At 73.0% G+C, this 21,540-nt stretch carries 21 protein-coding genes and 1 tRNA gene; 9 read left to right on the top strand and 13 right to left on the bottom strand.

All coding sequences use genetic code 11. The features are described 5' to 3' along the window. Window positions 1–100: 100 nt before the first annotated feature. Window positions 101–1,738: a sodium-dependent transporter gene (locus RWK90_RS11870; RefSeq protein WP_314037837.1), complete on the top strand. Its 1,638-nt coding sequence runs from the start codon at window positions 101–103 to the stop codon at window positions 1,736–1,738. Window positions 1,739–1,741: 3 nt separating this feature from the next. Then, window positions 1,742–1,882, top strand: coding sequence for a methionine/alanine import family NSS transporter small subunit (locus RWK90_RS11865; protein ID WP_314037836.1), 141 nt, complete (start codon window positions 1,742–1,744; stop codon window positions 1,880–1,882). An 83-nt stretch (window positions 1,883–1,965) separates the two neighbouring features. Here RWK90_RS11865 and RWK90_RS11860 read toward each other — a convergent pair whose 3' ends face one another. After that, window positions 1,966–4,206: an LLM class flavin-dependent oxidoreductase gene (locus RWK90_RS11860; RefSeq protein WP_314037835.1), complete on the bottom strand. Its 2,241-nt coding sequence runs from the start codon at window positions 4,204–4,206 to the stop codon at window positions 1,966–1,968. Next, window positions 4,203–5,609, bottom strand: a complete 1,407-nt coding sequence (locus tag RWK90_RS11855) for a glucose-6-phosphate dehydrogenase (protein WP_314037834.1) — start codon at window positions 5,607–5,609, stop codon at window positions 4,203–4,205. Before RWK90_RS11855 ends, RWK90_RS11860 begins: the two co-directional genes overlap by 4 nt. A 122-nt stretch (window positions 5,610–5,731) precedes the next feature. Here RWK90_RS11855 and RWK90_RS11850 point away from each other — a divergent pair, with 122 nt between their 5' ends. Further along, window positions 5,732–6,571 carry a maleylpyruvate isomerase family mycothiol-dependent enzyme gene (locus RWK90_RS11850; protein ID WP_314037833.1) on the top strand — a complete coding sequence of 280 codons (840 nt, stop codon included), beginning with the start codon at window positions 5,732–5,734 and terminating at the stop codon, window positions 6,569–6,571. A 13-nt stretch (window positions 6,572–6,584) separates the two neighbouring features. Beyond that, a complete protein-coding gene (locus RWK90_RS11845) occupies window positions 6,585–7,154 on the top strand; it encodes a gluconokinase (protein WP_314037832.1) in 570 nt (189 codons plus the stop codon). 3 nt (window positions 7,155–7,157) lie between these two features. On the opposite strand, the gene RWK90_RS11840 is transcribed toward RWK90_RS11845, so the two are convergent. Further along, window positions 7,158–7,239 (bottom strand) — tRNA-Leu (locus RWK90_RS11840). Window positions 7,240–7,298: 59 nt separating this feature from the next. Here RWK90_RS11840 and RWK90_RS11835 point away from each other — a divergent pair. Then, window positions 7,299–7,889, top strand: coding sequence for a hypothetical protein (locus RWK90_RS11835; protein ID WP_314037831.1), 591 nt, complete (start codon window positions 7,299–7,301; stop codon window positions 7,887–7,889). Next, window positions 7,886–8,260, top strand: a complete 375-nt coding sequence (locus RWK90_RS11830; protein ID WP_314037830.1) for a DUF3817 domain-containing protein — start codon at window positions 7,886–7,888, stop codon at window positions 8,258–8,260. Before RWK90_RS11835 ends, RWK90_RS11830 begins: the two co-directional genes overlap by 4 nt. 41 nt (window positions 8,261–8,301) lie before the next feature. On the opposite strand, the gene RWK90_RS11825 is transcribed toward RWK90_RS11830, so the two are convergent. From RWK90_RS11825 to clpS, 7 genes are all read right to left on the bottom strand, one after another. Beyond that, window positions 8,302–8,922 carry a non-canonical purine NTP pyrophosphatase gene (locus tag RWK90_RS11825; RefSeq protein ID WP_314037829.1) on the bottom strand — a complete coding sequence of 207 codons (621 nt, stop codon included), beginning with the start codon at window positions 8,920–8,922 and terminating at the stop codon, window positions 8,302–8,304. 2 nt (window positions 8,923–8,924) lie between these two features. Continuing rightward, complete coding sequence (gene rph / locus RWK90_RS11820; RefSeq protein WP_314037828.1) at window positions 8,925–9,710, bottom strand: ribonuclease PH; 786 nt, start codon at window positions 9,708–9,710, stop codon at window positions 8,925–8,927. Window positions 9,711–9,736: 26 nt separating this feature from the next. Beyond that, window positions 9,737–10,516, bottom strand: a complete 780-nt coding sequence (locus tag RWK90_RS11815) for an MBL fold metallo-hydrolase (RefSeq protein ID WP_314037827.1) — start codon at window positions 10,514–10,516, stop codon at window positions 9,737–9,739. A gap of 73 nt (window positions 10,517–10,589) precedes the next feature. Continuing rightward, window positions 10,590–11,405 carry a glutamate racemase gene (gene murI / locus RWK90_RS11810; protein ID WP_314037826.1) on the bottom strand — a complete coding sequence of 272 codons (816 nt, stop codon included), beginning with the start codon at window positions 11,403–11,405 and terminating at the stop codon, window positions 10,590–10,592. Then, window positions 11,402–12,085 (bottom strand): rhomboid family intramembrane serine protease, encoded by a 684-nt coding sequence (locus RWK90_RS11805; protein WP_314037825.1) that lies wholly within the window; start codon window positions 12,083–12,085, stop codon window positions 11,402–11,404. The genes murI and RWK90_RS11805 overlap by 4 nt, the downstream gene beginning before the upstream one ends. A 34-nt stretch (window positions 12,086–12,119) precedes the next feature. Beyond that, window positions 12,120–12,740 carry a DUF2017 domain-containing protein gene (locus RWK90_RS11800; protein WP_314037824.1) on the bottom strand — a complete coding sequence of 207 codons (621 nt, stop codon included), beginning with the start codon at window positions 12,738–12,740 and terminating at the stop codon, window positions 12,120–12,122. A gap of 4 nt (window positions 12,741–12,744) precedes the next feature. After that, complete coding sequence (gene clpS / locus RWK90_RS11795) at window positions 12,745–13,089, bottom strand: ATP-dependent Clp protease adapter ClpS (RefSeq protein WP_396230329.1); 345 nt, start codon at window positions 13,087–13,089, stop codon at window positions 12,745–12,747. Window positions 13,090–13,142: 53 nt separating this feature from the next. On the opposite strand from clpS, the gene RWK90_RS11790 reads away from it, so the two are divergent. Then, entirely contained in the window at window positions 13,143–14,492 is a 1,350-nt protein-coding gene (locus RWK90_RS11790) for a nicotinate phosphoribosyltransferase (RefSeq protein ID WP_314037823.1), read from the top strand. Between the two features lie 96 nt (window positions 14,493–14,588). Continuing rightward, the gene (locus RWK90_RS11785; RefSeq protein ID WP_314037822.1) at window positions 14,589–16,697 is read left to right on the top strand and encodes an ATP-dependent DNA helicase; all 2,109 of its coding nucleotides are present in this window, start codon (window positions 14,589–14,591) and stop codon (window positions 16,695–16,697) included. 6 nt (window positions 16,698–16,703) lie between these two features. On the opposite strand, the gene RWK90_RS11780 is transcribed toward RWK90_RS11785, so the two are convergent. Further along, entirely contained in the window at window positions 16,704–18,416 is a 1,713-nt protein-coding gene (locus RWK90_RS11780) for a siderophore-interacting protein (protein ID WP_314037821.1), read from the bottom strand. 214 nt (window positions 18,417–18,630) lie between these two features. Between RWK90_RS11780 and RWK90_RS11775 the strand changes: the two genes are divergently transcribed. After that, entirely contained in the window at window positions 18,631–19,395 is a 765-nt protein-coding gene (locus RWK90_RS11775) for a helix-turn-helix domain-containing protein (RefSeq protein WP_314037820.1), read from the top strand. On the opposite strand, the gene RWK90_RS11770 is transcribed toward RWK90_RS11775, so the two are convergent. Beyond that, window positions 19,392–20,048: an aminoacyl-tRNA hydrolase gene (locus RWK90_RS11770; protein ID WP_314037819.1), complete on the bottom strand. Its 657-nt coding sequence runs from the start codon at window positions 20,046–20,048 to the stop codon at window positions 19,392–19,394. The two genes, RWK90_RS11775 and RWK90_RS11770, sit on opposite strands and share 4 nt — an antisense overlap. 134 nt (window positions 20,049–20,182) lie before the next feature. Continuing rightward, a complete protein-coding gene (gene serB, locus RWK90_RS11765) occupies window positions 20,183–21,412 on the bottom strand; it encodes a phosphoserine phosphatase SerB (RefSeq protein WP_131884944.1) in 1,230 nt (409 codons plus the stop codon). Between the last annotated feature and the right edge of the window lie 128 nt (window positions 21,413–21,540).

Below are 21,540 nucleotides of genomic sequence, written 5' to 3'. Positions count from 1 at the left end.
GTTTCGATCACCAAATGGCAACCGTCCGACTAGAAGTAGGGGACCCGGAGCGCGGCTCACACCCGAGCATCTCGCCGGCTCCCCCGCTGAGGAGGAATTCATGTCCGCACCCGCCGCCACGGGCCGAACCCGGAGACGCGAGTCGTTCTCGGGACGATCGGTCTTCGTGTTCGCCGCCATCGGCTCGGCCGTAGGCCTGGGCAACATCTGGCGCTTCCCCTTCGTCGCCTACGACAACGGCGGCGGCGCGTTCCTCATCCCCTATCTGGTGGCGCTGCTGTCCGCCGGCATCCCGCTGCTGTTCTTCGACTACGCGATCGGGCACCGCTTCCGCGGGTCCGCTCCTCTGAGCTTCCGCCGTATGAACCGCTTCGCCGAGCCGATCGGTTGGATTCAGGTCCTCGTGTCGTTCGTGATCGCCGTGTACTACGCCGTCATCCTCGCGTGGGCCGCCTGCTACGCCTGGTTCTCTCTCGACGGCCGCTGGGGTGAGACCTACGAGGAGACCGCCACGTTCTTCGCGGAGGACTTCCTCCGCGCGGGTTCCGGGTTCGGAGTCGAGTTCGTCCCCCTCATCACCGCTGTCCTCGTGGCGGTGTGGCTGATCACCCTCGGCGTGCTGATCGCGGGTGTCCAGAAGGGCATCGGCCGCACCGCCCAGATCTTCATCCCGCTCCTGGTGATCCTGTTCATCGCACTCGTCATCCGCTCGCTGTTCCTCGAAGGGGCGATGGACGGTCTCAACAACTTCTTCACGCCCGACTGGGGTGTCCTGACCGACCCGGGTGTGTGGATCGCCGCGTACGGCCAGATCTTCTTCTCCCTCTCGGTGGGCTTCGGCATCATGCTCACCTACGCCTCCTACCTCAAGCGTCGGTCCAACCTCACCAGCTCCGGTCTCGTGGTGGGTTTCTCGAACTCGGCCTTCGAGGTCCTGGCCGGTATCGGCGTCTTCGCCACCCTCGGATTCCTGGTCTCCTCGGCCGCGGGCGCCGGGTGGGACGACGTGAGCGGCGGGCCCGGTCTGGCCTTCATCGCCTTCCCGGCGCTCATCTCGCAGATGCCCGGCGGGCCCATCTGGGGTGTCGTCTTCTTCGTCTGCCTCATCCTGGCCGGCCTGACCTCCATGATCTCCATCGTCGAGGTGGTCATCTCGTCCTTCCAGGACAAGGTGGGGGTCTCCCGCCTCACCGCGACCCTGGCGGTCGGCGGACCGATGGCGGTCATCTCGGTGCTGCTCATGCCCACGGAGACGGGCCTGCAGAACCTCGACATCCTCGACAAGTTCGCCAACAGCATCGGCATCGTCGGTATCGCGCTGGTCTCTCTCATCGTCGTGATGTTCGCCCTGCGCCTGGGGCCGACCCTGCGCGACCACCTCAACTCGATCTCGTCGTTCCGGGTCGGTCCCATCTGGATCGTCTGCATGGCCGTCGTCACGCCGCTCGTGCTGGCCTACGCGCTGTTCGGTGAGATCCGCAGCCTCATCTCCGAGCCGTACGAGGGCTACGACGCCGCGGTGCTGGGAGTGTGGGGCTGGGGCATGATCGCCGCCATCCTGGTGCTCTCGGTGATCCTGTCCCTGCTCCCGTGGCGGGGCGCCACACACCTCGACGGTCCGCCCCGGGCCGACGACGACCCGAGTGACCTCTACTACGAGGACGCGCTGACCCGCGCGGGCGACACGGACGCGCCGCGCGCCACCTCCACCACCACCGACCCAGAGAAGGAGGGCTGACGCATGGACGCTCCGGCGATCATCATGATGGTGCTGTTCCTGCTCGTGATCTGGGGCGGCATGGCCCTGAGCATCGGGCACTTCGTCAGGCACCCGGACGACATGACGGAGGAGAACGCGGCCCGTGAGGCCACCCCCCGCTGATCCCGCTCACCCGACCCCCGAGGCCCCGGTCCCCCACCAGGGAGGCCGGGGCCTCGTCGCGTGCGGTCATGGGTCGCGCGCGGTCACAGGCTCCGGAACAGGTCGCGGGGGTCGTACCGGTTCTTGATCTCGCGCAGGCGCTCGAAGTTGGAGCGGTACGCCTCGCGGGTGACCTGTGGGCCGGTCTCGGTGGTGTACCCGATGTAGAGGCCGTCGACGTGCGGACGCATCGCCGCCCAGGCGGCGTCGACGAGCCGCTCCCGGCCCGGCAGCATCCACGCGGCGACGAACACCTCCGCGTCGCGGTGGGCGAACGCCATCGCGTCGGCCGCCACATCGTTCACCGCCCCGCCGACCGAACGGAGCTCGAGGCGGGCGACGGCGGGATCCCACAGGAGGGCCTCGAGCGCGTCGATCGTCGCGTCCGTCATCTGGCGCACGTACCCGTTGCGCATCCGGATGGTCTGCTGGCCGACGTGCCGCTGGTCGAGGGGCGGTACCAGCGCCGCGTAGGGCGCGACCTGCGCCTGCTGGCGCAGCACCGGGCCCAGCGCGAGCAACGGGGTGAGTCCCGCCGAGGCGGCGTCGACGTCGTCGTCGGCCCAGATCGCCTGGAGTCGGGCGACCGGCGGCTGTGCGCCCTGGCCGCGCTGCATGTTCACGAAGGTCGTCAACTCCCGGGGCGCGTGGCGCATCGCGTCCGACCAGGCCCGGAGGAATGCGGCGGTGTCGGTGACGTCGTAGAGGAACTCGCCGTAGACGATGTCCCCGCTGCCCAGGTCGATCGCCTCGAGCTCGAGGGCGGTGACCACGCCGACGTGGCCGGCGCCGCCGCGGACGGCCCAGAACAGGTCGGGGTTCTCGTCCGGTGCGGCGCGGAGCACGGACCCGTCGGCCAGCACGATCTCGGCGGCCACCACGTGGTCGACGGTCATGCCGTACCGGCGCACCATGTAGCCGAGACCGCCGGAGGTCCCGAGTCCCCCGACCCCGGTGTCGCCGAAGTTCCCGGTGGTCATGGCCCATCCGCGCTCGGCGAGGACACCGGCCACGTGGCCCCAGGTCGCGCCGGTGCCGATCCGGACCCGGCGTGCGGACCCGCCGGTGATCTCGAGGGAGTCGAGACCGGACACGTCGAGCAGGATGCCGCCGGGGTGCACCTCCACTCCCATCCCGTGTCCTCCTGACCGCACGGCGAACGACGCCGGTTGCCCGGCCGCGTAGCGGACCGCCGCCACGACGTCGTCGACGTCTCGGGCCATGATCACCGCCCCGGGTCGCCCGCTGTACATGTAGCCGGAGCGGACGTCGGCGTATCCGGCGTCCCGCGGGGTGATCACGCGGTCGCGGAGCCGCTCGGGCACGGCGGTGAGGTCGACGGCGTCGCTGAGTTCGGCGGTGGGGTCGGCCCGGCTGAGCCGCCGGACACCCCGGACGGTGATGGCGGGGCGCTCGAAGGCGGGCCCGGCCGCCCCGCCTCGTTCGGCGGACACGCGCTCGCGGACGTCCGGTGCGACCTCGGCGCCGAAGCGCTGGAGCGTGCCCGGGTCGTCCGAGCCGAGGATGAACCCGGAGAACCCGTACCGCAGGGCGATCTCGGAGATCTGCTCGGCTGTCTGGTCGGGGCCGATGTTGAGGATGCGTCGGATCTCACGGGGGGATCGCCCGGCGGCGGCCGCGGCGTCGTCGACGCGGGCGTTTCCCTCGGCGAGGTCGGCGAGGGACGAGAGGTAGGACATCGACGGCAACCACCCGTCGGCCTTGCGGCCGACGAGGCGGAGCATCCGGGGTTTGTAGGCGCCCAGCCAGATCCCGATGTCGTGCGCCGGTTCGGGTCCGCGTCGCGCGCCGTCGACCCGGTGGTGGTCGCCGTGGACGCGCAGCGGGCGCTCCTCGGTGGTCTCCCACACGCCCCGGATGATGTCGATGCCCTCTTCGAGCGCGGTGACGCCCTGCCCGGGCGTGAGACGGTCACCCCCCATCGCCGCGATGCCGTCCCAGAACGCCCCGGCGCCCAGCCCGAGCTCCACCCGGCCGCCGGAGAGCAGGTCGAGGCTGGCGACGGAGCGGGCGAGCACCGCGGGGGGCCGCAGGGGGAGGTTGAGGACGTTGCCCGCGAGGTGGACTGTCTCGGTGCGGGCGGCCACATAGCTGATCAGGGTCCACGTGTCGAGGAATGCCGCCTGGTACGGGTGGTCCTGGAACGTCACGAGGTCGAGTCCGGCGGCCTCGCTGAGCTGCGCCAGGGCGATGGGCCGCTCGGGGTCGGAGCCTGTCGGGGTGAGGAAGCTGCCGAACATGAGCGGATGCCCGTAGTCGGTCATGACCCCTCCCCGGTCTCGTCCCGGTGCCACCCGGGCGGCCCGTCCGTTCCGGCCTCGTACTCGTCCATCGGCACCGCTCCGTCCTCCCATGCCTCGATCACCGGCGTGAGTATGCGCCAGCACTCCTCCGCGATGTCCCCGCGAACCGTCAGGAGGCGGTCTCCGTCGAGGATCCGCCCGAGGATCTGCCCGTACGGCAGTAGTCCGCCGTCCCCGGGCGCGGAGTCGAGGCGGGTGGGCTCGACGGAGGTGGCGTCGGGCGCGGTGGTGGCCAGGTCCAGGGTCACCCGGCGCGGGGCGATCCCGATCGTGAGGCGGGTGGGTGGCGCGTCCGCGCCGAACGCCGCCGGCGTCTCGCGCGGTGGGCGGAACGTCACGGTCACGCCCATGACGTCGTCCGCCAGCGCCTTGCCGGCCCGCAGCCGGACGGGCACCCCGCTCCAGCGCGGGTCGCGGATCTCCAGCAGGACCTCGGCGAGCGTCTCGGTCCCGCGGGCCGCGTCCACCCCGTCCTCGTCGACGTAGGACGGCACGTCGCGGCCGCCCACGCGGCCGGCGGTGTAGCGGGCGCGCCGGGACGAGGCGACCGGGTCGCCCTCCCGGACGTGGGTCGCGCGCAGGGTCGCCGCGATGCGGTCGTGGAGCCCGGTGGCGTCGAGCCGTCCCGGCGTCTCCATGGTGGTGAGTGCCATGACCATGAGCAGGTGGGACTGCAGCATGTCGACGAGCGCTCCGGCGGAGTCGTAGTACCCGGCGCGGCCCTCCAGGGCGAGTGTCTCGTCGGCGACGATGTCGATGCGTTCGATGTGCTCGGCGGACCACACGGGTTCGGTGATGCGGTTGGCGAACCGGATCCCGAGGAGGTCCAGCACGGCCGCCTCGCCGAGGAAGTGGTCGACGCGGTGGATGCGGTCCTCGCCCACGAGGCCGGTGAGTGCGGTGTTGAGGTCGCGCGCCGACCCCGGGTCGCTGCCGAAGGGCTTCTCCAGGGCGAACCGCACGTCGTCGCGCAGGGGCCGTCCGCGCAGCCCCTCGCAGGCGGTGGCGGTGATCGCCGGCGGCAGGGCGAAGTGCAGGACCACGGGGCCGTCGAGGCCGTCGATGAACGCGGCGAGCGCGTCGGCGTCGGTCACGTCGAGGGTCTCGAAGCGGGACTCCGCGGCGATCCGCCCGGCCCGCTCCTCGTCCAGGCGTCCGGCCCGGAGCGCCGTGTGCACGAGGTCGCGCCACTCGCCCGGGCCCCTACCGGACCGGCCGGAACCCACGACGCTGACGTCGCGGCCCGGGTCGCGCGCCAGGAGCGAGCCCAGGCCGGGCAGCAGGAGGCGTTCGGTGAGGTCGCCGCCGGCCCCCAGGATCGCGAGGGTGGGGCGGGCGGTCGCCGAGGGTCTGGTGGTCGGCATGCGGTGGGCCTCCCGGTGGGTCGTCGCCCGACCGGTTCCGGCCGGGCACGTCGCGGCGTCGAGCCCGACGCTACCCGCGCGATCGGCGGTCGGGCGGGCGTCGGGGCAGTAGCCTCGGCCCCATGGTCACCGAGTCGAGCGATACGGCCCCCGTCGAGGTACGGCACCTCATCCAGCAGTGGAAGCGCCTCGACGAGGTGCTCGCCGGGCTGAAGAAGGACGACTGGACGGCGCCGACGGCCCTGCCCGGGTGGAGCGTCCGGGACGTGGTGGCGCATGTCGCGGGGACCGAGCACATGCTCGCGGGCGAGCCGGTGCCGGACGTCGAGTTACCGCCGTCGGCGCGCGAGTACGTCCGGAACCCCATCGGGGAGCTCAACGAGAAGTTCGTGCAGGAGGCCCGCTCGCTGGCGGTGGAGGACGTCTTCGCGGACTTCCGCGAGGTCGTCGCCGAGCGCACGGGGCAGCTGGCGGAGATGTCGGCCGCGGATCTGGAGGCGGAGACCGGCTCCCCCGTCGGGAACGTCCCCTACCGGCGGTTCATGGGTGTGCGGGTCTTCGACTGCTGGGTGCACGAGGACGATGTCCGGCAGGCGATCGGCATGCGGCATCAGCTGGGCGGGGACATCGGCCGGTTCGCGGTCGGTGAGATCCTGGGCGCGCTCCCCCGCGTCGTCGGCAAGAAGGCGGCCGCGCCGGACGGCTCACGTGTCCGGTTCCGCGTCGTGGGTGACGGGGACGCCGATCTGCCGCTGGTCACCGACGTCGTGGTCGACGGTCGGGCGTCGCTCGCGGACGTGGACGAGTCGGTGCGACCCACCGTCGAGCTGGTCTTCGACACCGTCACCTTCGTGCGCGCGACGACCGGCCGGATCACCGCCGAGCCTGGCGCCGGGGTGGAGATCAGCGGGGACGAGGAGCTGGGCCGGGCGGTCCTCGGGTCGTTGGCCTTCACCATCTGACCCCCGGGACGTGGTGACGACGACGAGGAGCTCGCCGGCCGGACGGCGGTGGCACCGCCCCGGTCCGCACATCGTCGTCATGGGCGTGACCGGTGCCGGGAAGTCGACGGTCGCCCGGGCGATAGCCGATCGGGCCGGGGCGCCGTTCCTGGACGCGGACGATCTGCATCCGCCCGCCAACCGGCGCAAACTGGCCGCCGGTGAGCCCCTGACCGACGAGGACCGGTGGCCGTGGCTGGCGGCGGTCCGGGACCGGATGGGGGACCACGACCACTCGTGCGGGCCGGGGGCGCCCGGTCCCTTCCGAGGGCTCGTGGTGGCGTGTTCGGCGCTGCGCCGTGCCTACCGCGACGTGCTCCGCGAGGTGGGGCGTCCGGTGTTCTTCGCGGAGCTCGGCACGGACGCCGAGCTGATCTCGGCGCGGCTCGCGGCCCGGCGCGGGCATTTCGCGTCGGCGCGGATCCTGGGGTCGCAGATCCACACTCTGGAGCCGCTCGGGGCCGACGAGCTCGGGATGATCTGCCCGATCTCGCGGCCGGCGGACGAGATCGCCCGGGACGTGCTGGCGGCGCTCGCTCTCTGACGGTGCGCCCGGGGAGACTTGAACTCCCACGTCCGTAGACACTGGAACCTAAATCCAGCGCGTCTGCCAATTCCGCCACGGGCGCATCACCCGGGGGTACCGGGCGAGATGAGCTTACCGCGTGGTCAGCGGTACCGTGGAGGCGTGTCCGACACCTCGAGTCCCCGCGCGGCCGGAGGCGATCTCGCGTCCGCGGATCCGGCGTCGACGCCGACGCGGGTCAAGCACCGCCCGGCGTGGATCGCGTTCGTCGTGCTGGGCGCGATCGTCTGCGTCGGCATGGGCCTGTGGCAGTTGGCGCGTTACCAGGAGGCCAGCGGCACGGTCCAGAACCTCGGCTACACGTTCATGTGGCCGTTCCTCGGGGGCTTCCTCATCTACGCGTACCTCAAGTACGTGCGGATGGAGGCCGCGGAGGACGAGTGGGCCTCGGCGTCGGCCGGTGCCGCGGGGGCGCCCGGCGCCGCCGACCGTGATGACGACGGCGGCGATGACGACGACGACGAGCTCGACCCCCGCGCCGCCGCCCCGCAGGTCGCCGGGCGGGGCGGAACGGGCCGGGACCGCTTCGGCGTCATGACGGAGATCCCCGCCGACCTGCTGCCGACTCGTCGCCCCGCCGCGGACGAGGGGGCCCGTGACGAGGGCCTGGACGCGTACAACGCCTATCTCGCCGAGCTGGCCCGGAAGGATCGGGCGGCCGGCGGCAACCACCGGGAGAGATCCGCTTCATGACCGCAACCACCACGCCGTTGACCGACGACCGCAGGCCGGATCCGGGCGGGAAGGTCGCCGGGGCGCTCAAGCGCTACCGCGTCCTCGCCTGGATCACCGGTGTGTGGCTGCTGGTGCTCACCGTGGAGATGATCTACAAGTACCTCGTCCTGGAGAACTCCTCGGACGCCCCCGACTGGTTCACCTACATCGGCCAGGCGCACGGCGTGTTCTACATCCTGTACCTGTTCATGACGCTGGACCTGGCCATCAAGGCCCGCTGGCCCGCGTCGCGCACGCTGCTCACGGCGCTGGCGGGCACGATCCCGTTCCTGTCGTTCTGGTTCGAGCACAAGCGGACCCGCGACGTGCACGCCGAGTACGCGATCTGACCGCCGCGGAGGTGCCACCGCCGGCGTGACCCGGGGTGCCGTCAGGCGCGCGCGGCGAGCTCTCGCAGCGCCGGTGCCAGCGCCCGCAGCGCCCTGCCGCGGTGCGACGCGGCGTCCTTCTCCTGCGGGCTGAGCTCGGCCGCCGACCGCCCGGACCCCTCGGGCAGGAACAGCGGGTCGTACCCGAACCCGCCCTCCCCGCGCGGCTCCCGCAACACGACGCCCGGCCAGCGGCCCTCCTGCACGACCTCGCCGCCCGGTACCCCCGGACCGACCAGGGCGCACGCCGAGACGAAGCCGGCGCCCCGACGCTCGTCCGGTACGTCCGACAGCTGCGCGAGCAGCAGCGCGTTGTTGGCGGCGTCGTCGCCGTGGCGGCCCGCCCAGCGCGCCGAAAGCACCCCCGGCATCCCGTTGAGCGCGTCCACCGCCAGTCCCGAGTCGTCCGCCAGGCACGGCAGGCCGGTCGCCGCCGCGCCCGAACGCGCCTTGATCAGGGCGTTCTCCGCGAACGTGGCGCCGTCTTCCGGCTCCTCCGGGAACTCCGGCACCTCGTCCAGGCCCACCGGGTCGATCCCGACGATCCCCTCGGCCTCCAGCACCCGCCGCAGCTCGGCCAGCTTCTTGGCGTTGCGACTCGCCACCAGCAGTCGGACGGCCACGGCTACTTCGCCCGGTTCCGCGCGGCGGGCGGGCTCGGCAGCGCGCCCGGGTACGGCGCCGCGAGCGCCTCGCGCTGCAGCTCGAACAACCGCTCGCACCCGGCCTGCGCCGAGTCGAGCATCGCGTCCAGCACGTCGCGGCCGAACGCCGCGCCCTCGGCGGTGCCCTGCACCTCGATGAGCTTCCCGCCGTCCGTGCACACGACGTTCATGTCCACCTCGGCGCGCGAATCCTCCTCGTACGGCAGGTCGCACAGCACCCGGCCGTCCACCACACCCACGCTCACCGCGGCCACCTGCCCGGTCAGCGGGTTCCCGGTGACGGCGCCGCTGGACTGCAACCACGTGATCGCATCCGCCAGCGCGACATACGCCCCGGTGATCGCGGCCGTGCGCGTCCCACCGTCGGCCTGCAGGACGTCACAGTCCAACGCGATGGTGTTCTCCCCCAGCGCCGACAGGTCGATGCACGCACGCAGGGACCGACCGACCAGACGGCTGATCTCGTGCGTGCGGCCGCCGACCTTGCCGCGGACCGACTCGCGGCCCGACCGCTCGTGGGTCGCCGCCGGGAGCATCGCGTACTCGGCCGTCAGCCAGCCCAGGCCCGACCCCTTGCGCCAGCGCGGCACCCCCTCGGTGACACTGGCCGTGCACATGACGCGGGTCTGCCCGAAGGTGACGAGCACCGACCCCGCCGGATGCGAGGTGAAGCCCCGCGTGATGGTCACGTCGCGCAGCTCGTCGACGCCGCGTCCGTCTGCCCTGCTGAGATTCGAAGAGGTCACGACCGCCGATCCTAGCGGGCGCCCGACTAGACGGTGAGGCGCAGATCCGGCTCGGCGAGCAGGATCTCGCCCTCGAACTCGGCGGCCGCCTCCGCCCGCACCGCCTGGTGGTCCGTCCACGGCGGGATGTGGGTGAGCACCAGCCGCCCCACCCCGGCCCGCCGAGCGGTCAGCCCCGCCTCGCGGCCCGACATGTGGATCCCCGGCGGGCGCCCCTCCTCGTGCGTCCACGACGCCTCGCAGAGCAGGACGTCCGCGCCGACCGCCAGCTCGACCAGGGCGTCGCAATAGGCGGTGTCCCCGCTGTAGGCCAACACCCTCCCGTCCCGGCACTCCAGGCGCATTCCGTACGACTCGGGAGGATGCTCCACCCTCTCGGCCCGCACCCGCAGGGCGACCTCGTCGTCGTCGCCCCTCATCTCCACCTCGGGCGTGACATCCCACGTCGACACGTCGAACGTGTCCGACAGGTCGTCCACCGCGCCCGGCTCCTCCGCCGACGCCACGCCGATCCGGTACGCCGTCCCCGACGGCCCCACCAACGGCACCCGACCGGCGCCCCGCGCGCCCGGACCGAACCGGCGCAACACCAGCAGGCTCGGCACGTCCAGGCAGTGGTCCGCGTGGAGGTGCGACAACAGCACCGTCGCGTCCTCGGGCGCGACGTGCCGCTGCAACGCGCCGAGCACCCCGGGCCCCATGTCGATCACCACGGGCGCCAGACCGTCGACCTCCACCAGGTACCCGGACGCCGGCGACGTGGGCCCGCCGATACTTCCCGAGCAGCCGAGGACAGTCAGAAACATGGGCACCATCGTGCCACGGCGCACCGCGTGTCGTGGTGTCCGACGCGGTCTCCGCGACGCGTGTCACGACCCGTCACCGCGCACCCGCCCGGCCCACCGCCACGAGGCCCGGCCCCAGGAACCGCGACGCCACCCGCCGGAACGCATCCGGATCTCCGGTGACCAGGTACTCCCGCGTGGGCGGATCGGACGGGTCGTGCGGCCGGAGCAGATCCCCGGCCGTGAGCACGCGGAGCACGTCCTTGGCCGTCTCCTCCGCGCTCGAGACCAGCGTGACGTGATCGCCCGCCGCGAGCTGCACCACCCCGGACAGCAGCGGGTAGTGCGTGCAGCCCAGCACCAGGGTGTCGACATCGGCGTCCCGGATCGGCGCCAGGTACGCCTCCGCGAGGCCCAGCACCTGACGTCCACTGGTGATGCCCCGTTCGACGAACTCGACGAACTTCGGGCACGCCACCGACGTCAACTCGATGCCGGCCGCCGCGGCGACCGCGTCGTCGTACGCCCGCGACGCCACCGTCGCCCGGGTCGCGATCACCCCGATCCGGCCCGACCGCGTCGTGGCCACAGCCCGCCGCGCCGCCGGCTGGATGACCTCCACCACCGGCACCGGATACCGCTCCCGCGCGTCCCGCAGCATCGCCGCCGACGCCGTGTTGCACGCGATCACCAACGCCTTGACCCCGCGGTCGACGAGTTGGTCCGCCACGGCCAGCGCGTGCGCGCGGACCTGCGCCAGCGGGAGCGGGCCGTACGGCCCGTTCGCCGTGTCTCCCACGTAGACCACCGACTCGTCCGGCAGCTGGTCCACGACCGCGCGGGCCACCGTCAACCCCCCGGCGCCCGAGTCGAACACACCGATCGGGGCCCGGGCATCCGGGGCCGTCACCTGCGCGGTCCGACCGGGCCCCCGGCCGGACCCGCCGCGAGCTGCCGCGATCCGCGCTCGCGCCTGAGGCCGTACGCCGACGCCACGCCGCCGATAGCCCCGCCGAGGTGCCCCTGCCACGACACGCCGTCGAGCATCGGCGACAGCCCCGCCAACGCGTCGAGGCCGAAGTAGAAGCCGATCACCAGACCGATCACGATGTGCAGGACGCGACGGGAGAAGAAGCCGCGGACGATGACGTAGAAGATGTAACCGAACACGATCCCCGACGCCCCGATGTGCACGGTCCCCGGGCCGCCGAGCAGCCACGACACGATCCCCGAGGCCAGCCACGAGACGAGCGTGACGCCGACCAGCGGCCGGATCCCGGACAGCGCGATGATCGAGCCCAGGACGAGCAGCGCGACGGAGTTGCCGATGAGGTGCGCCCAGTCGCCGTGCAGCAGCGGCTGGAACACGATGCCGAGCAGCCCGTCGGTCGACAGGGGCTGCACGCCGTAGTCGTCCAACGTCTGCCGCGGCCCCACCGTCGCCACCAGGACGCGGTCCGCGGCCTCGACAACCCACATCAGGGCGACGAACGACCAGAGCAGGACGAGGGCCGGCCAGCGCCGCGGGCCCGGGTCCGCCGGCCGGGACGCGCCGGTGCCCGGCCAGGGCGATCTCGGGTCACGGTTCACGATGTTCTCCTCACTGCCCGTCTCACAGCCCGTCTCACTGCCCGTCCAGGGCGCTGCACAGGGAGTCCTGCATGAAGGTCAGCCAGTGGTACACGTCCAGCTGGGCCGAGCGGGGGTCGTCGTCCGGCACGTACTCGGGGATGTCGGTGGCGGGCTCGCCGTTCGTCGACCCCGCCTCGAGCAACACGGCCCCCAGTCCCAGCCGCACGTCGTTGAGGCAGCGCATCCACGCGCCCGCCTGGTCGAGGGTGAGCGACACCGTCCCGCCGCGCGACGGCAACGAACGCAGCACCACGCCCGCGCAGTCGAGCTTGGCGTCGATGATCGCCGGCTCGTGGAGCATCCGCATGCCCGCGCTGTGGGCGCGCGCGACCGCCGCCCGGTCCGCGTCCGACCCGTCCGGGCGATCGGCCGTCTCCGGCCGGTGGAAGTCCGGCAGCAGCCGCGCCAGAGGCGCCTCGGCCGGGAGCTCGGAGTGTCCGCTGCGCATGCCGGTGAGTTCCGCCAGCTCGTCCCGCGGCGCCGAGTCGCGACGCTGCTCGAGCATGTCCACGATGTTCGACACGAGCGCGTGCAGGATCTGCACCTCGTGGCTCTCCATGACCGACCTGATGCGCGGCCCGGCCAGGGACCCCTTGCGCTGCCAGGCCTTCACCGGCTCACGCCTCCCGCTGCATGGTGGCCCACAACCCGGCCTCCTGCAGCTTGCGCACGTCGTTCTCCACCTTGTCGCGACTACCGGACGACACCACCGCCCGCCCGTCGTTGTGGACCTTGAGCATCAACTCGTGGGCCTTCTCCCGGCTGTACCCGAACACCCGCTGGAACACGAACGTCACGTAGCTCATGAGGTTCACCGGGTCGTCCCACACGACGGTCAACCAGGGGTTGTCCACCCCGCCGTCGAGGTCCGCGTCCGTGGACTCCACGGGCACGGCCGACGGCATCGCCATCACCGGGGCGAGCCACCGGACGGCCGCAAGCGGTGTCGTCACAGGGTGCATGCCTCCCAGGATACGGATTCGCGCCGGGTCGGCCACGCCGTAGAGTCGGGCCCGTGACCTCGACGACCACTCCCCCAGTCACGCCCGACGCCGGGCGACCGTCCACCGCCCTGCTCACGGACAAATACGAGCTCACCATGATCCAGGCGGCGCTCGCCGACGGCACCGCCGACCGGCCGTGCGTGTTCGAGGTGTTCGCCCGCCGTCTGCCCGCGGGCCGCCGGTACGGGGTCGTCGCCGGCACCGGGCGACTCATCGAACGGCTCGCCGACTTCCGGTTCCGCGACGAGGAGATCGACGCGCTGGCGGACTCGCTCGACGAGCGGACCCTCGCCTGGCTGCGCGACTTCCGCTTCACCGGCGACGTCGACGGCTACCCCGAGGGCGAGCTGTTCTTCCCCGGCTCCCCCGTCCTCGGCATCCGCGGTGGCTTCGCCGAATGCGTCCTGCTGGAGACCCTCGTCCTGTCGGTCCTCAACCACGACAGCGCCATCGCCTCGGCCGCCGCGCGGATGAACTGGGCCGCCGACGGTCGCCCCATCATCGAGATGGGCTCGCGGCGCACCCACGAGGAGGCCGCGGTCGCCGCGGCCCGCGCCGCCTACCTCACCGGCTTCGACGCCACCTCCAACGTCGAGGCGACCCGCCGCCACGGGGTGCCCTCGGCCGGCACCTCGGCCCACGCGTTCACCCTGCTGCACACCGGACCGGAGGGGCCGGACGAGGCCGCCGCGTTCCGCTCCCAGGTGCGGTCCCTCGGCGTGGGCACCACCCTGCTGGTGGACACCTACGACATCACCGCCGGCGTGCAGACCGCGGTCGAGGTGGCCGGCCCGGACCTGGGCGGCGTCCGCATCGACTCGGGTGACCTGGGTGTGCTCGCCCGCCAGGTCCGCGACCAGCTCGACTCCCTCGGGGCCTACAACACCCGCATCGTCGTCTCCGGCGACCTCGACGAGTACGCGATCGCCGCGCTGCGCGCCGAACCCGTCGACGTGTACGGGGTCGGCACCCGGCTCGTCACCGGCTCCGGCGCCCCCACCGCGGGCATGGTCTACAAGCTCGTCGAGGTCGACGGCATCCCCGTGGCCAAGCGTTCCGCCCACAAGGAATCGCTGCCCGGCGCCAAGCGCGCGATCCGCCTCCACCGCCGTACCGGGACCGCCGTCGAGGAGGTCCTGCTGCCGTGGTCCGCCGAGGCGCCGGACGAGAACGGACTGGAGATGCGCGAACTCATGGTCCCACTGGTCCGGGGCGGTGAGACCGTGCCGGACCTGCCGACCCTGGAGCAGTCCCGCGCCCACCACGCCTCGGTCATGGTCTCGCTGCCCTGGGAGGGGCTCGCCCTCAGCGAGGGCGACCCGGCGATCCCCGTGCGCGTCGTGCCCCCGGCCGCGCGCTGACCCGGCCCCTCCCGCGGGTCGCCCCCGCCGCCGCCCCCCCCCCCGCCCGGTCCGGTGGGCGGGTCCGGTGTCCGGGCGGGCCGCTAGGGTATCCGCGTGACCGACTCGCTCCCCTCCGTCTCCGAGCTGCTCGCCACCGCGGTCGAGAGCCTGGGCGGCAGCGAGCGGTCGGGCCAGGTCGCCATGGCCGAGGCCGTCGGCAACGCCCTGGCCACCGGCGAGCACCTCGCCGTGCAGGCCGGCACCGGCACCGGCAAGTCCCTCGCCTACCTGGTGCCCTCCCTGCGCCACGCCGTCGCCACGGGCGGCACGGTGGTGGTGTCCACGGCGACCATCGCGCTGCAGAACCAGTTGGTGGACCGGGACCTGCCCCGCCTGGCCGCCGCGCTGCGCCCCGAACTCGGCGTGAGCCCGTCCCACGCGATCCTCAAGGGGCGCGGCAACTACCTGTGCCTGCACCGGGTGAGCACCGGGCCGGTCGACGAGGCCGACCCCGAGGAGATCGAGACCGAGGAGCTCTTCGACCTCCCCCTCGGCGGTGAGTCGACCGCCGCGCGCCCGCCCCGCCAGGCCTCCACCCGCGACACCGGCCCCAGCTCCTGGCTGGGACGGGAGATCGCGCGACTGCACGACTGGGCCCAGGAGACCGACACCGGCGACCGCGACGACCTGCCCCGCGGTGTGTCCGACGCGGCCTGGCGTCAGGTGTCCGTCACCAGCCGGGAATGCCTGGGACAGGTGTGCCCCGAGTTCACAGAGTGCTTCGCGGAACTGGCCCGCCAGAAGGCCGGCCAGGCCGACGTCGTGGTGACCAACCACGCCCTGCTCGCGATCGACGCGATGACCGATGTCTCGGTGTTGCCCGAGCACGACGCCGTGGTGATCGACGAGGCCCACGAACTGTCCGACAGGGTCACGGGCGTGACCACCGCCGAACTCACCGGGGCCGCCGTCATCCAGGCCGCCCGCCGGGCGGCCAAGCTCGTCGACCAGCAGACCGCGGACCGCATGGTCGCCGCCGGGGAGGGCCTGGCCACCCTGCTCGAGATCTGCCCGGAGGGGCGGTGGGACCTCCTACCCGAGGGCGCCGACCTCGCCCTGGCCGCCGTGCGCCACACCGCCGAGAACTGCCGGAGCGCGGTGCCCGGACCCAAGCCCGGCGAGGCCGCCAACGACCCGCAGAGCGCCTCCGACCGGCAGAAGACCCTCGCCGCGCTCGACGAGATCGCCGACGCCGCCGACCGCATGCTCTCCTCCTACGAGAAGCCGGTCACGGAACGTCTCGAGATCGTGTGGATGAGTGTCGAGGAGCGACGCGGCCGGATCCTGCGGGTCGCGCCCCTGTCCGTCGCGGGGCTGCTGCGCACGCGCCTGTTCGCCGAGTCGACCGTCATCCTCACCTCGGCCACCCTCACCACCGGTGGGAAGTTCGACGGCCTCGCGGCCACCTGGGGTCTGCCGCCCGCGTCCTCCGCCCGCCCGGACACGACGAGCGCGGTCGCGCTCGAGCCGCCGTCCGACGACGACGCGAGTGCCCTGCGCTGGACCGGTCTCGACGCGGGCTCCCCGTTCGACTACCGCCGCAACGGCATTCTCTACGTGGCCGCCCACCTGCCCGCGCCCGGCCGCGACGGCACCTCCCCGGCCGCCGAGGACGAACTCGTGGACCTCATCACCGCTGCCGGCGGGCGCACGCTCGGCCTCTTCTCGTCGATGCGCGCCGCGAAAGCGGCGGCCGAACTGCTGCGCGAGCGGCTGGACACCCCGGTGTTGTGTCAGGGCGAGGACTCCACCGCCAACCTCGTCGCGCAGTTCGCCGCCGACGAGGAGACCACCCTCGTCGGCACGCTCTCGCTGTGGCAGGGCGTCGACGTCCCCGGGCGGTCCCTGTCCCTGGTCGTGATAGACCGCATCCCGTTCCCCCGGCCCGACGACCCCCTGCTCTCCGCGCGACAGCGTGCGGTCGGGGCCCGCGGGGGTAACGGATTCCTCGCCGTCGCCGGTAACCACGCCGCCCTCCTGCTCGCCCAGGGCGTCGGCCGCCTGCTCCGGCGCACCGAGGACCGCGGCGTGGTCGCCGTGCTCGACTCCCGCCTGGTGACCGCGCGGTACGGCGGCTACCTACGCGCCTCGCTGCCGCCGTTCTGGCAGACCACCGACCGCGACGTCGTGATCGGCGCGCTGGAGCGCCTGCGTAACGCCTGACGCACGTCAGGTGGCCGGGCCGGGCCCGGCCGCGAGTGCGAACTCGGCCGCGACGACCCCCCAGCCGATGCCGCGGTGCGAGATGCTCGTCCACCCACCCGCCGCCGCCAGCTCGGCCACGCGCTCCGGCGACCGCGGTGCGGCCGCCGTGACCGCGAACTGCAGGACGGTCTCTTCCGCCGCGGCCGGGGAGAGCCCGTCGGGAGCGCTCGCGTCGATCACGACCAGCCGCGGGGCCAGGTCCGCCAGGCCACGGAGATGGGCACACGCCGCGTCGTCATCGAGATGCCCGAGCAGCATTGCCGACACGGCGACCGTCGCCCGGCCCCCGCCGCCCCCGGCACCGTCCCCCACCGACCCGGCACGCACCGTCGTGAGCCCGTGTCGGCGGGCGAGGTCCTCGACCAGACGCGCCCCCGGCCCCACGACCACGACGTCCCCGGTCCCGAGGGACCGCAGGACACGCACGAGACCGTGCTGCAGGTACACCAGCGACCCGGACTCATGGGCGAGATGGTCCGCGAGCTCGGGATCCCTGCGCAGTGAGTCCGAGAACGCCTCCCCGTGCGCGATCTCCCACGCCGGCGTGCCCGAACGCAGAGACCGACCGAGGTGCTGCAGGGCGAGCGCGCGGTCGGCCTCGGGTCCGGCGAACTCCTCCCTCGCGTGCGGGTCGTCGAGCAGGTCCTCCGCGGCACCCGAGAGCGCCCACCGCCCGTCGGACCCGGGCTCGAGCAGGGCGAGGGAGGCCAGTCCGCCCAGAAGCGGCCCGAGCTCCCCCACGGCGCCGATCCGCTCCCCCAGCTCCGCGGCCGACAGTGCACCCCCGCGTACCGCCTCGAACAGGCCCAGCTCCAGCGCCGCCCGGACCATGAACCACCCGACCGGGAGGCCGGGCAGCGCGGGACCCGGGGACCCCGCGGCGTCCTCGTCCGTGTGCCAGTACCCCGTGATGCTCCGGTGCCCACGCCCCACCGTGGGGCCGATCCGTCGACGCAGGGCGAGGAGCGCCCGGGATTCCCCGGCGGCCCACACGAACGGGCGGTCACCCAGGTCCTCCGCCGCGCTGATCCGGTCGAACAGTGCCGCGTAGGTGTCCGCCCCGGCCACCCCCGGCCGCTCGAGCGTGACACTCGTCGCGGACCCGGCGGGCAGGTCACGGGGCGCGTCATCGCCGACCACCACGGCGACGTGCACCGGCACCGGCACGGTGACCTCGGTGAGGAACCTCCGGATCGCGGGGATCGCCGTGTCGTCCCCCAGGAGCACGATCGCGGTCACGTCGTCCGGGAGGACCATCGAGGACTTCGGCCCGGCGAAGCTCAACGTGTCCCCCGGCTCCGCCGCGGTCGCCCAGCGGGCGGCCGGCCCGTCCCCGTGGAGCACGAAGTCGATCGAGAACGCACCGGTCACCGGGTCCACGTCATGCGGGGTGTAGTCCCGGGTCAGACGATGCTCCGACGGCGTCCACTCGATCCCGTCGGGATGCTGGCGCGGCAACGCCGCCGCGACGTCACCGTCCGCGGCGAGGATGATCTTGACGTGGTCGTCGAAACCCGGCGCCGCGAAACCCGGGTGCTCCAGGCCGTCGCGCGTGAACGGCCGCAACTGCTCGCCCCCCAGACGGACCCGACGGACGCGCCCCGGCAGGGTCTGCACGTCCGTCACCACGGCGGTGCGGACCACCAACGGGTGGATGAGGAGGTCGGGCCGGCTCATCGGCGGCCCGCCCCACGAGGTCGCCCAGCAGGGGTCGTACGGATCATCGGTCCTCCGGCTTCGAGTCAGTGAGGTGAGCCTAACCACCAGGCACTCGATGAAGGGTAGAGGCAGGGCGCGGGCGAGGGCTCGCCGGACGCGACACGGCTATGATCCGGATGCGACATGTTCTCCTGCCCGGGCTCTCGTCCCGCGGCCGCCTCCGAGGAGCCCGATGGGATTTCGCCGCGAGCTCGCCGATGCCGTCCCCGAGAACCGTGTCCGCTTCGTCGGTCACCCCGAGCACGTCCACGAGGTCCCCCATCTCGTCCACATGGTGATGGGCCGCGGTCACCTCCGCGTCGACGGCGAGTCGATCACCCTCGAGCCGCGCACGTCGGTCCTCCTGGCCCCGCTGGTGCCGCACTCACTCGAGCTGGACGAGCACTCGATCGCGCTCGGCCCCTTCCTCTCCCACCGCGCCAGCCCGGTGGAGCGGGTCCGCAGGCTCGGGGTGGTCCCGGAGATCACGCATCTCATGCTGGCCCGACTCGCGGCCCAGCCGTACACCGATGAGCAGGTCGCGCCGTTCACCGACGGCCTCGAGGAGATCCTCGCCCACCTGCACACCGACGAGTTCGCCGCGCCGCTTCCCGTCCACCCCACGGCCCGGCAGATCGCTGCCGCGGCCACCGGAACGGCCGACACCCTGGCCTCCCTGTGCGCCGGTGCCGGGATCAGCACGCGGCAGGTTCAGCGTCTCTTCCTGGCGGAGACCGGTCTGTCGTTCCACCGCTGGCGCACCCGCCGACGGCTCAACCGTGCCATCCGTTCCCTACGGGGCGGCTCGAGCGCCGAGGGCGCAGCCCGCGCCGCCGGGTACTCGGGTCGCGGGAGCCTGCTGCGGGCGCTGAGCCGGGAGACCGGGGTGCCCGTCGAACTCCTGAGGGACGATCCCCTCGGGCACCTCGTCCACGCGAGACGACCGGCGCCCGTCTAGGCGGGTGCGGGCCGGCCGTCGGCGGCGATGACGGTCAGTGACCCCGGAGCCACCTCCGTGTACCCCGCGTCGACCACTGCGGCGACACCCGGCGTACCCGCGGCGACCGCCTCGGACAACGCCCGCCAACGGAGGTGATCGGCCTCGCGGACCGCGATCGGGCACCCGTCGGCGATCCAGCGCTCGAGTCGGCCGCGCGACATCTCGGCGATGAGCAGCATGACCCCGTGGCCCACCTGCGCCGCGGCCTTGCCGACCGACATCTCGAGGGCGCGGTCGATCCACACCACCGGCGCCCCCGGCTCCGGTTCCGGCGGCTCGTCGCGCGCCAGGTCCGTGCCGCCGATCTGCAGCTTCCCCAGCCGCGGGTCCACCTCGTCGACCGGGCCGGGCACGAACGCCCGCGCCGCGCACCCGTCGACCTCACGGGTGATCCCCGGCACCTCGAGCGCGGCCCGCCACTGGGCGCCGCGCGCCCGGCGGGCGATCTTGCGCATCCGGGCGTCGAGCCAGTCGGCGTAGGCCTCGTGCCACGGCCCACCCGGGGCGACACGCTCGTCCAGACAGACCGCCGCGACGGCCCCGGCCACCGCCTCCAGCAGGGATGTGCGGCGCGGGGGCTCGTTCTTGGGCAGGTGGAGCACGATCGGCATCGCCCGCACCGTCGACCGGTCCTCCGGGTCCTCGGCACCACGCGACCCGGCCCGCAGCCGGGAGTGGCACCAGTCGAGCGCGGACCCGGACGCCGCGCGGCCCCCTTCGCCGGCTGCGGCTCCGGGGCCGTCCGTCACGTGAGTGGGACGCGGCGATAGGTCCCCGCCGCCGTGTCCGCGGCCTCGATCTCGTCGCGGGTGATGCCGAGCACGAACAGAACGGTGTCGAGGAACGGCTTCGACAGCGAGGCGTCCGCGACCTCCCGCAGCGCCGGCTTGGCGCAGAACGCAATACCCAGGCCCGCCGTGGTGAGCATGTCGATGTCGTTCGCACCGTCCCCGACGGCGACGGTCTGGCTCAGCGCGATCCCGAGCTCGTCGGCGAACTCCCGGAGGTACTCCGCCTTCGCTTCACGGTCGACGACCTCCCCGACCACCCGCCCGGTGAGCTTCCCGTCGACGATCTCCAGCGTGTTGGCCTTGGCGAAGTCGAGGCCGAGTTCCTCGACGAGACCCGCGATGACCTGGATGAAGCCCCCGGAGACCACTCCGCACCGGATGCCCAGTCGCTTGAGGGTGCGGATGGTGGTGCGGGCGCCGGGCGTGAGGACGATGTTCGCGGCGACCTCGTCGAGGACCGAGGCCGGCAGGCCGGCGAGGGTGGCCACCCGCTCGTGGAGGGACTGCGCGAAGTCGAGTTCACCGCGCATGGCGCGCTCGGTGACCGCGCGGACCTCCTCCTCCTTGCCGGCGTGGGCGGCGAGCATCTCGATGACCTCGCCCTGCACGAGCGTGGAGTCGACGTCGAAGACGACGAGACGCTTGGACCGCCGCCCCAGTCCCGCGCCGTCGACCGAGATGTCGACCCCGTGGGCGTCGGACAGCGGGGCGAGGGCCTCGCGGAGCCGCGCGTCGTCGGCCGCGTCGCGCCGCGCCGTGGACACGTGGAGCTCGATCCCGGTCACGGGATAGTCGGCGATCCCGCGGATCCAGTCGATGTTCGCGCCGATCGAGGCGAGCGCCCCCGCGACGGCCGAGAAGGCCGACGCCGTCACCGGGCTCCCGAGGATCACGACGGCGTGGGTGGACGGTGGGGCCGCGGGCGCGATGTCGTCGAACTGGACCTCGAGGTGCATCCCGAGTTCGTGGATCTGCTCGGTGAGTTCGCGGACCACCGCGACGACGTCGGCGTCACGGTCGACCCGGACCATGAGGCCGAGCGAGAGGTGGCCGTTGACGACGACCTGCTCGACGTCGACGAGGTCGGCGTCGTGGGAGGCGAGGACGGACATGACCCGCGCGGTGACCCCGGGCCGGTCGGGCCCGGTGACGGTGAGGAGGGCCGGGGTGCCGGAGGTGCTCACAAGTGCTCCTGACGGGTGATCGTGGTGGGCGGTGCTGGGGTGGGGCGGGCTGACAAACGGGAACCCCGCCGGTGGACGAGCCAGCCGACGGGGTTCCCGGGACCTGTGCCCGTGGGTGAGTACGGGCG

The organism is Dietzia sp. CH92, from assembly GCF_032248695.1.
In the GTDB taxonomy this organism is placed as follows: domain Bacteria; phylum Actinomycetota; class Actinomycetes; order Mycobacteriales; family Mycobacteriaceae; genus Dietzia.
This window is presented reverse-complemented; position numbering and strand designations above follow the sequence as displayed.

Coding starts and splice junctions, on each gene's coding strand:
- RWK90_RS11780 (WP_314037821.1), bottom strand. CDS start 18,416: ATGAGCCGGCCCGACCTCCTCATCCACCCGTTGGTGGTCCGCACCGCC.
- RWK90_RS11830 (WP_314037830.1), top strand. CDS start 7,886: ATGACCGCAACCACCACGCCGTTGACCGACGACCGCAGGCCGGATCCG.
- RWK90_RS11770 (WP_314037819.1), bottom strand. CDS start 20,048: ATGCCGATCGTGCTCCACCTGCCCAAGAACGAGCCCCCGCGCCGCACA.
- RWK90_RS11855 (WP_314037834.1), bottom strand. CDS start 5,609: ATGCCGACCACCAGACCCTCGGCGACCGCCCGCCCCACCCTCGCGATC.
- RWK90_RS11850 (WP_314037833.1), top strand. CDS start 5,732: ATGGTCACCGAGTCGAGCGATACGGCCCCCGTCGAGGTACGGCACCTC.
- clpS (WP_396230329.1), bottom strand. CDS start 13,089: ATGCACCCTGTGACGACACCGCTTGCGGCCGTCCGGTGGCTCGCCCCG.
- RWK90_RS11870 (WP_314037837.1), top strand. CDS start 101: ATGTCCGCACCCGCCGCCACGGGCCGAACCCGGAGACGCGAGTCGTTC.
- RWK90_RS11860 (WP_314037835.1), bottom strand. CDS start 4,206: ATGACCGACTACGGGCATCCGCTCATGTTCGGCAGCTTCCTCACCCCG.
- RWK90_RS11815 (WP_314037827.1), bottom strand. CDS start 10,516: ATGTTTCTGACTGTCCTCGGCTGCTCGGGAAGTATCGGCGGGCCCACG.
- RWK90_RS11775 (WP_314037820.1), top strand. CDS start 18,631: ATGGGATTTCGCCGCGAGCTCGCCGATGCCGTCCCCGAGAACCGTGTC.
- RWK90_RS11865 (WP_314037836.1), top strand. CDS start 1,742: ATGGACGCTCCGGCGATCATCATGATGGTGCTGTTCCTGCTCGTGATC.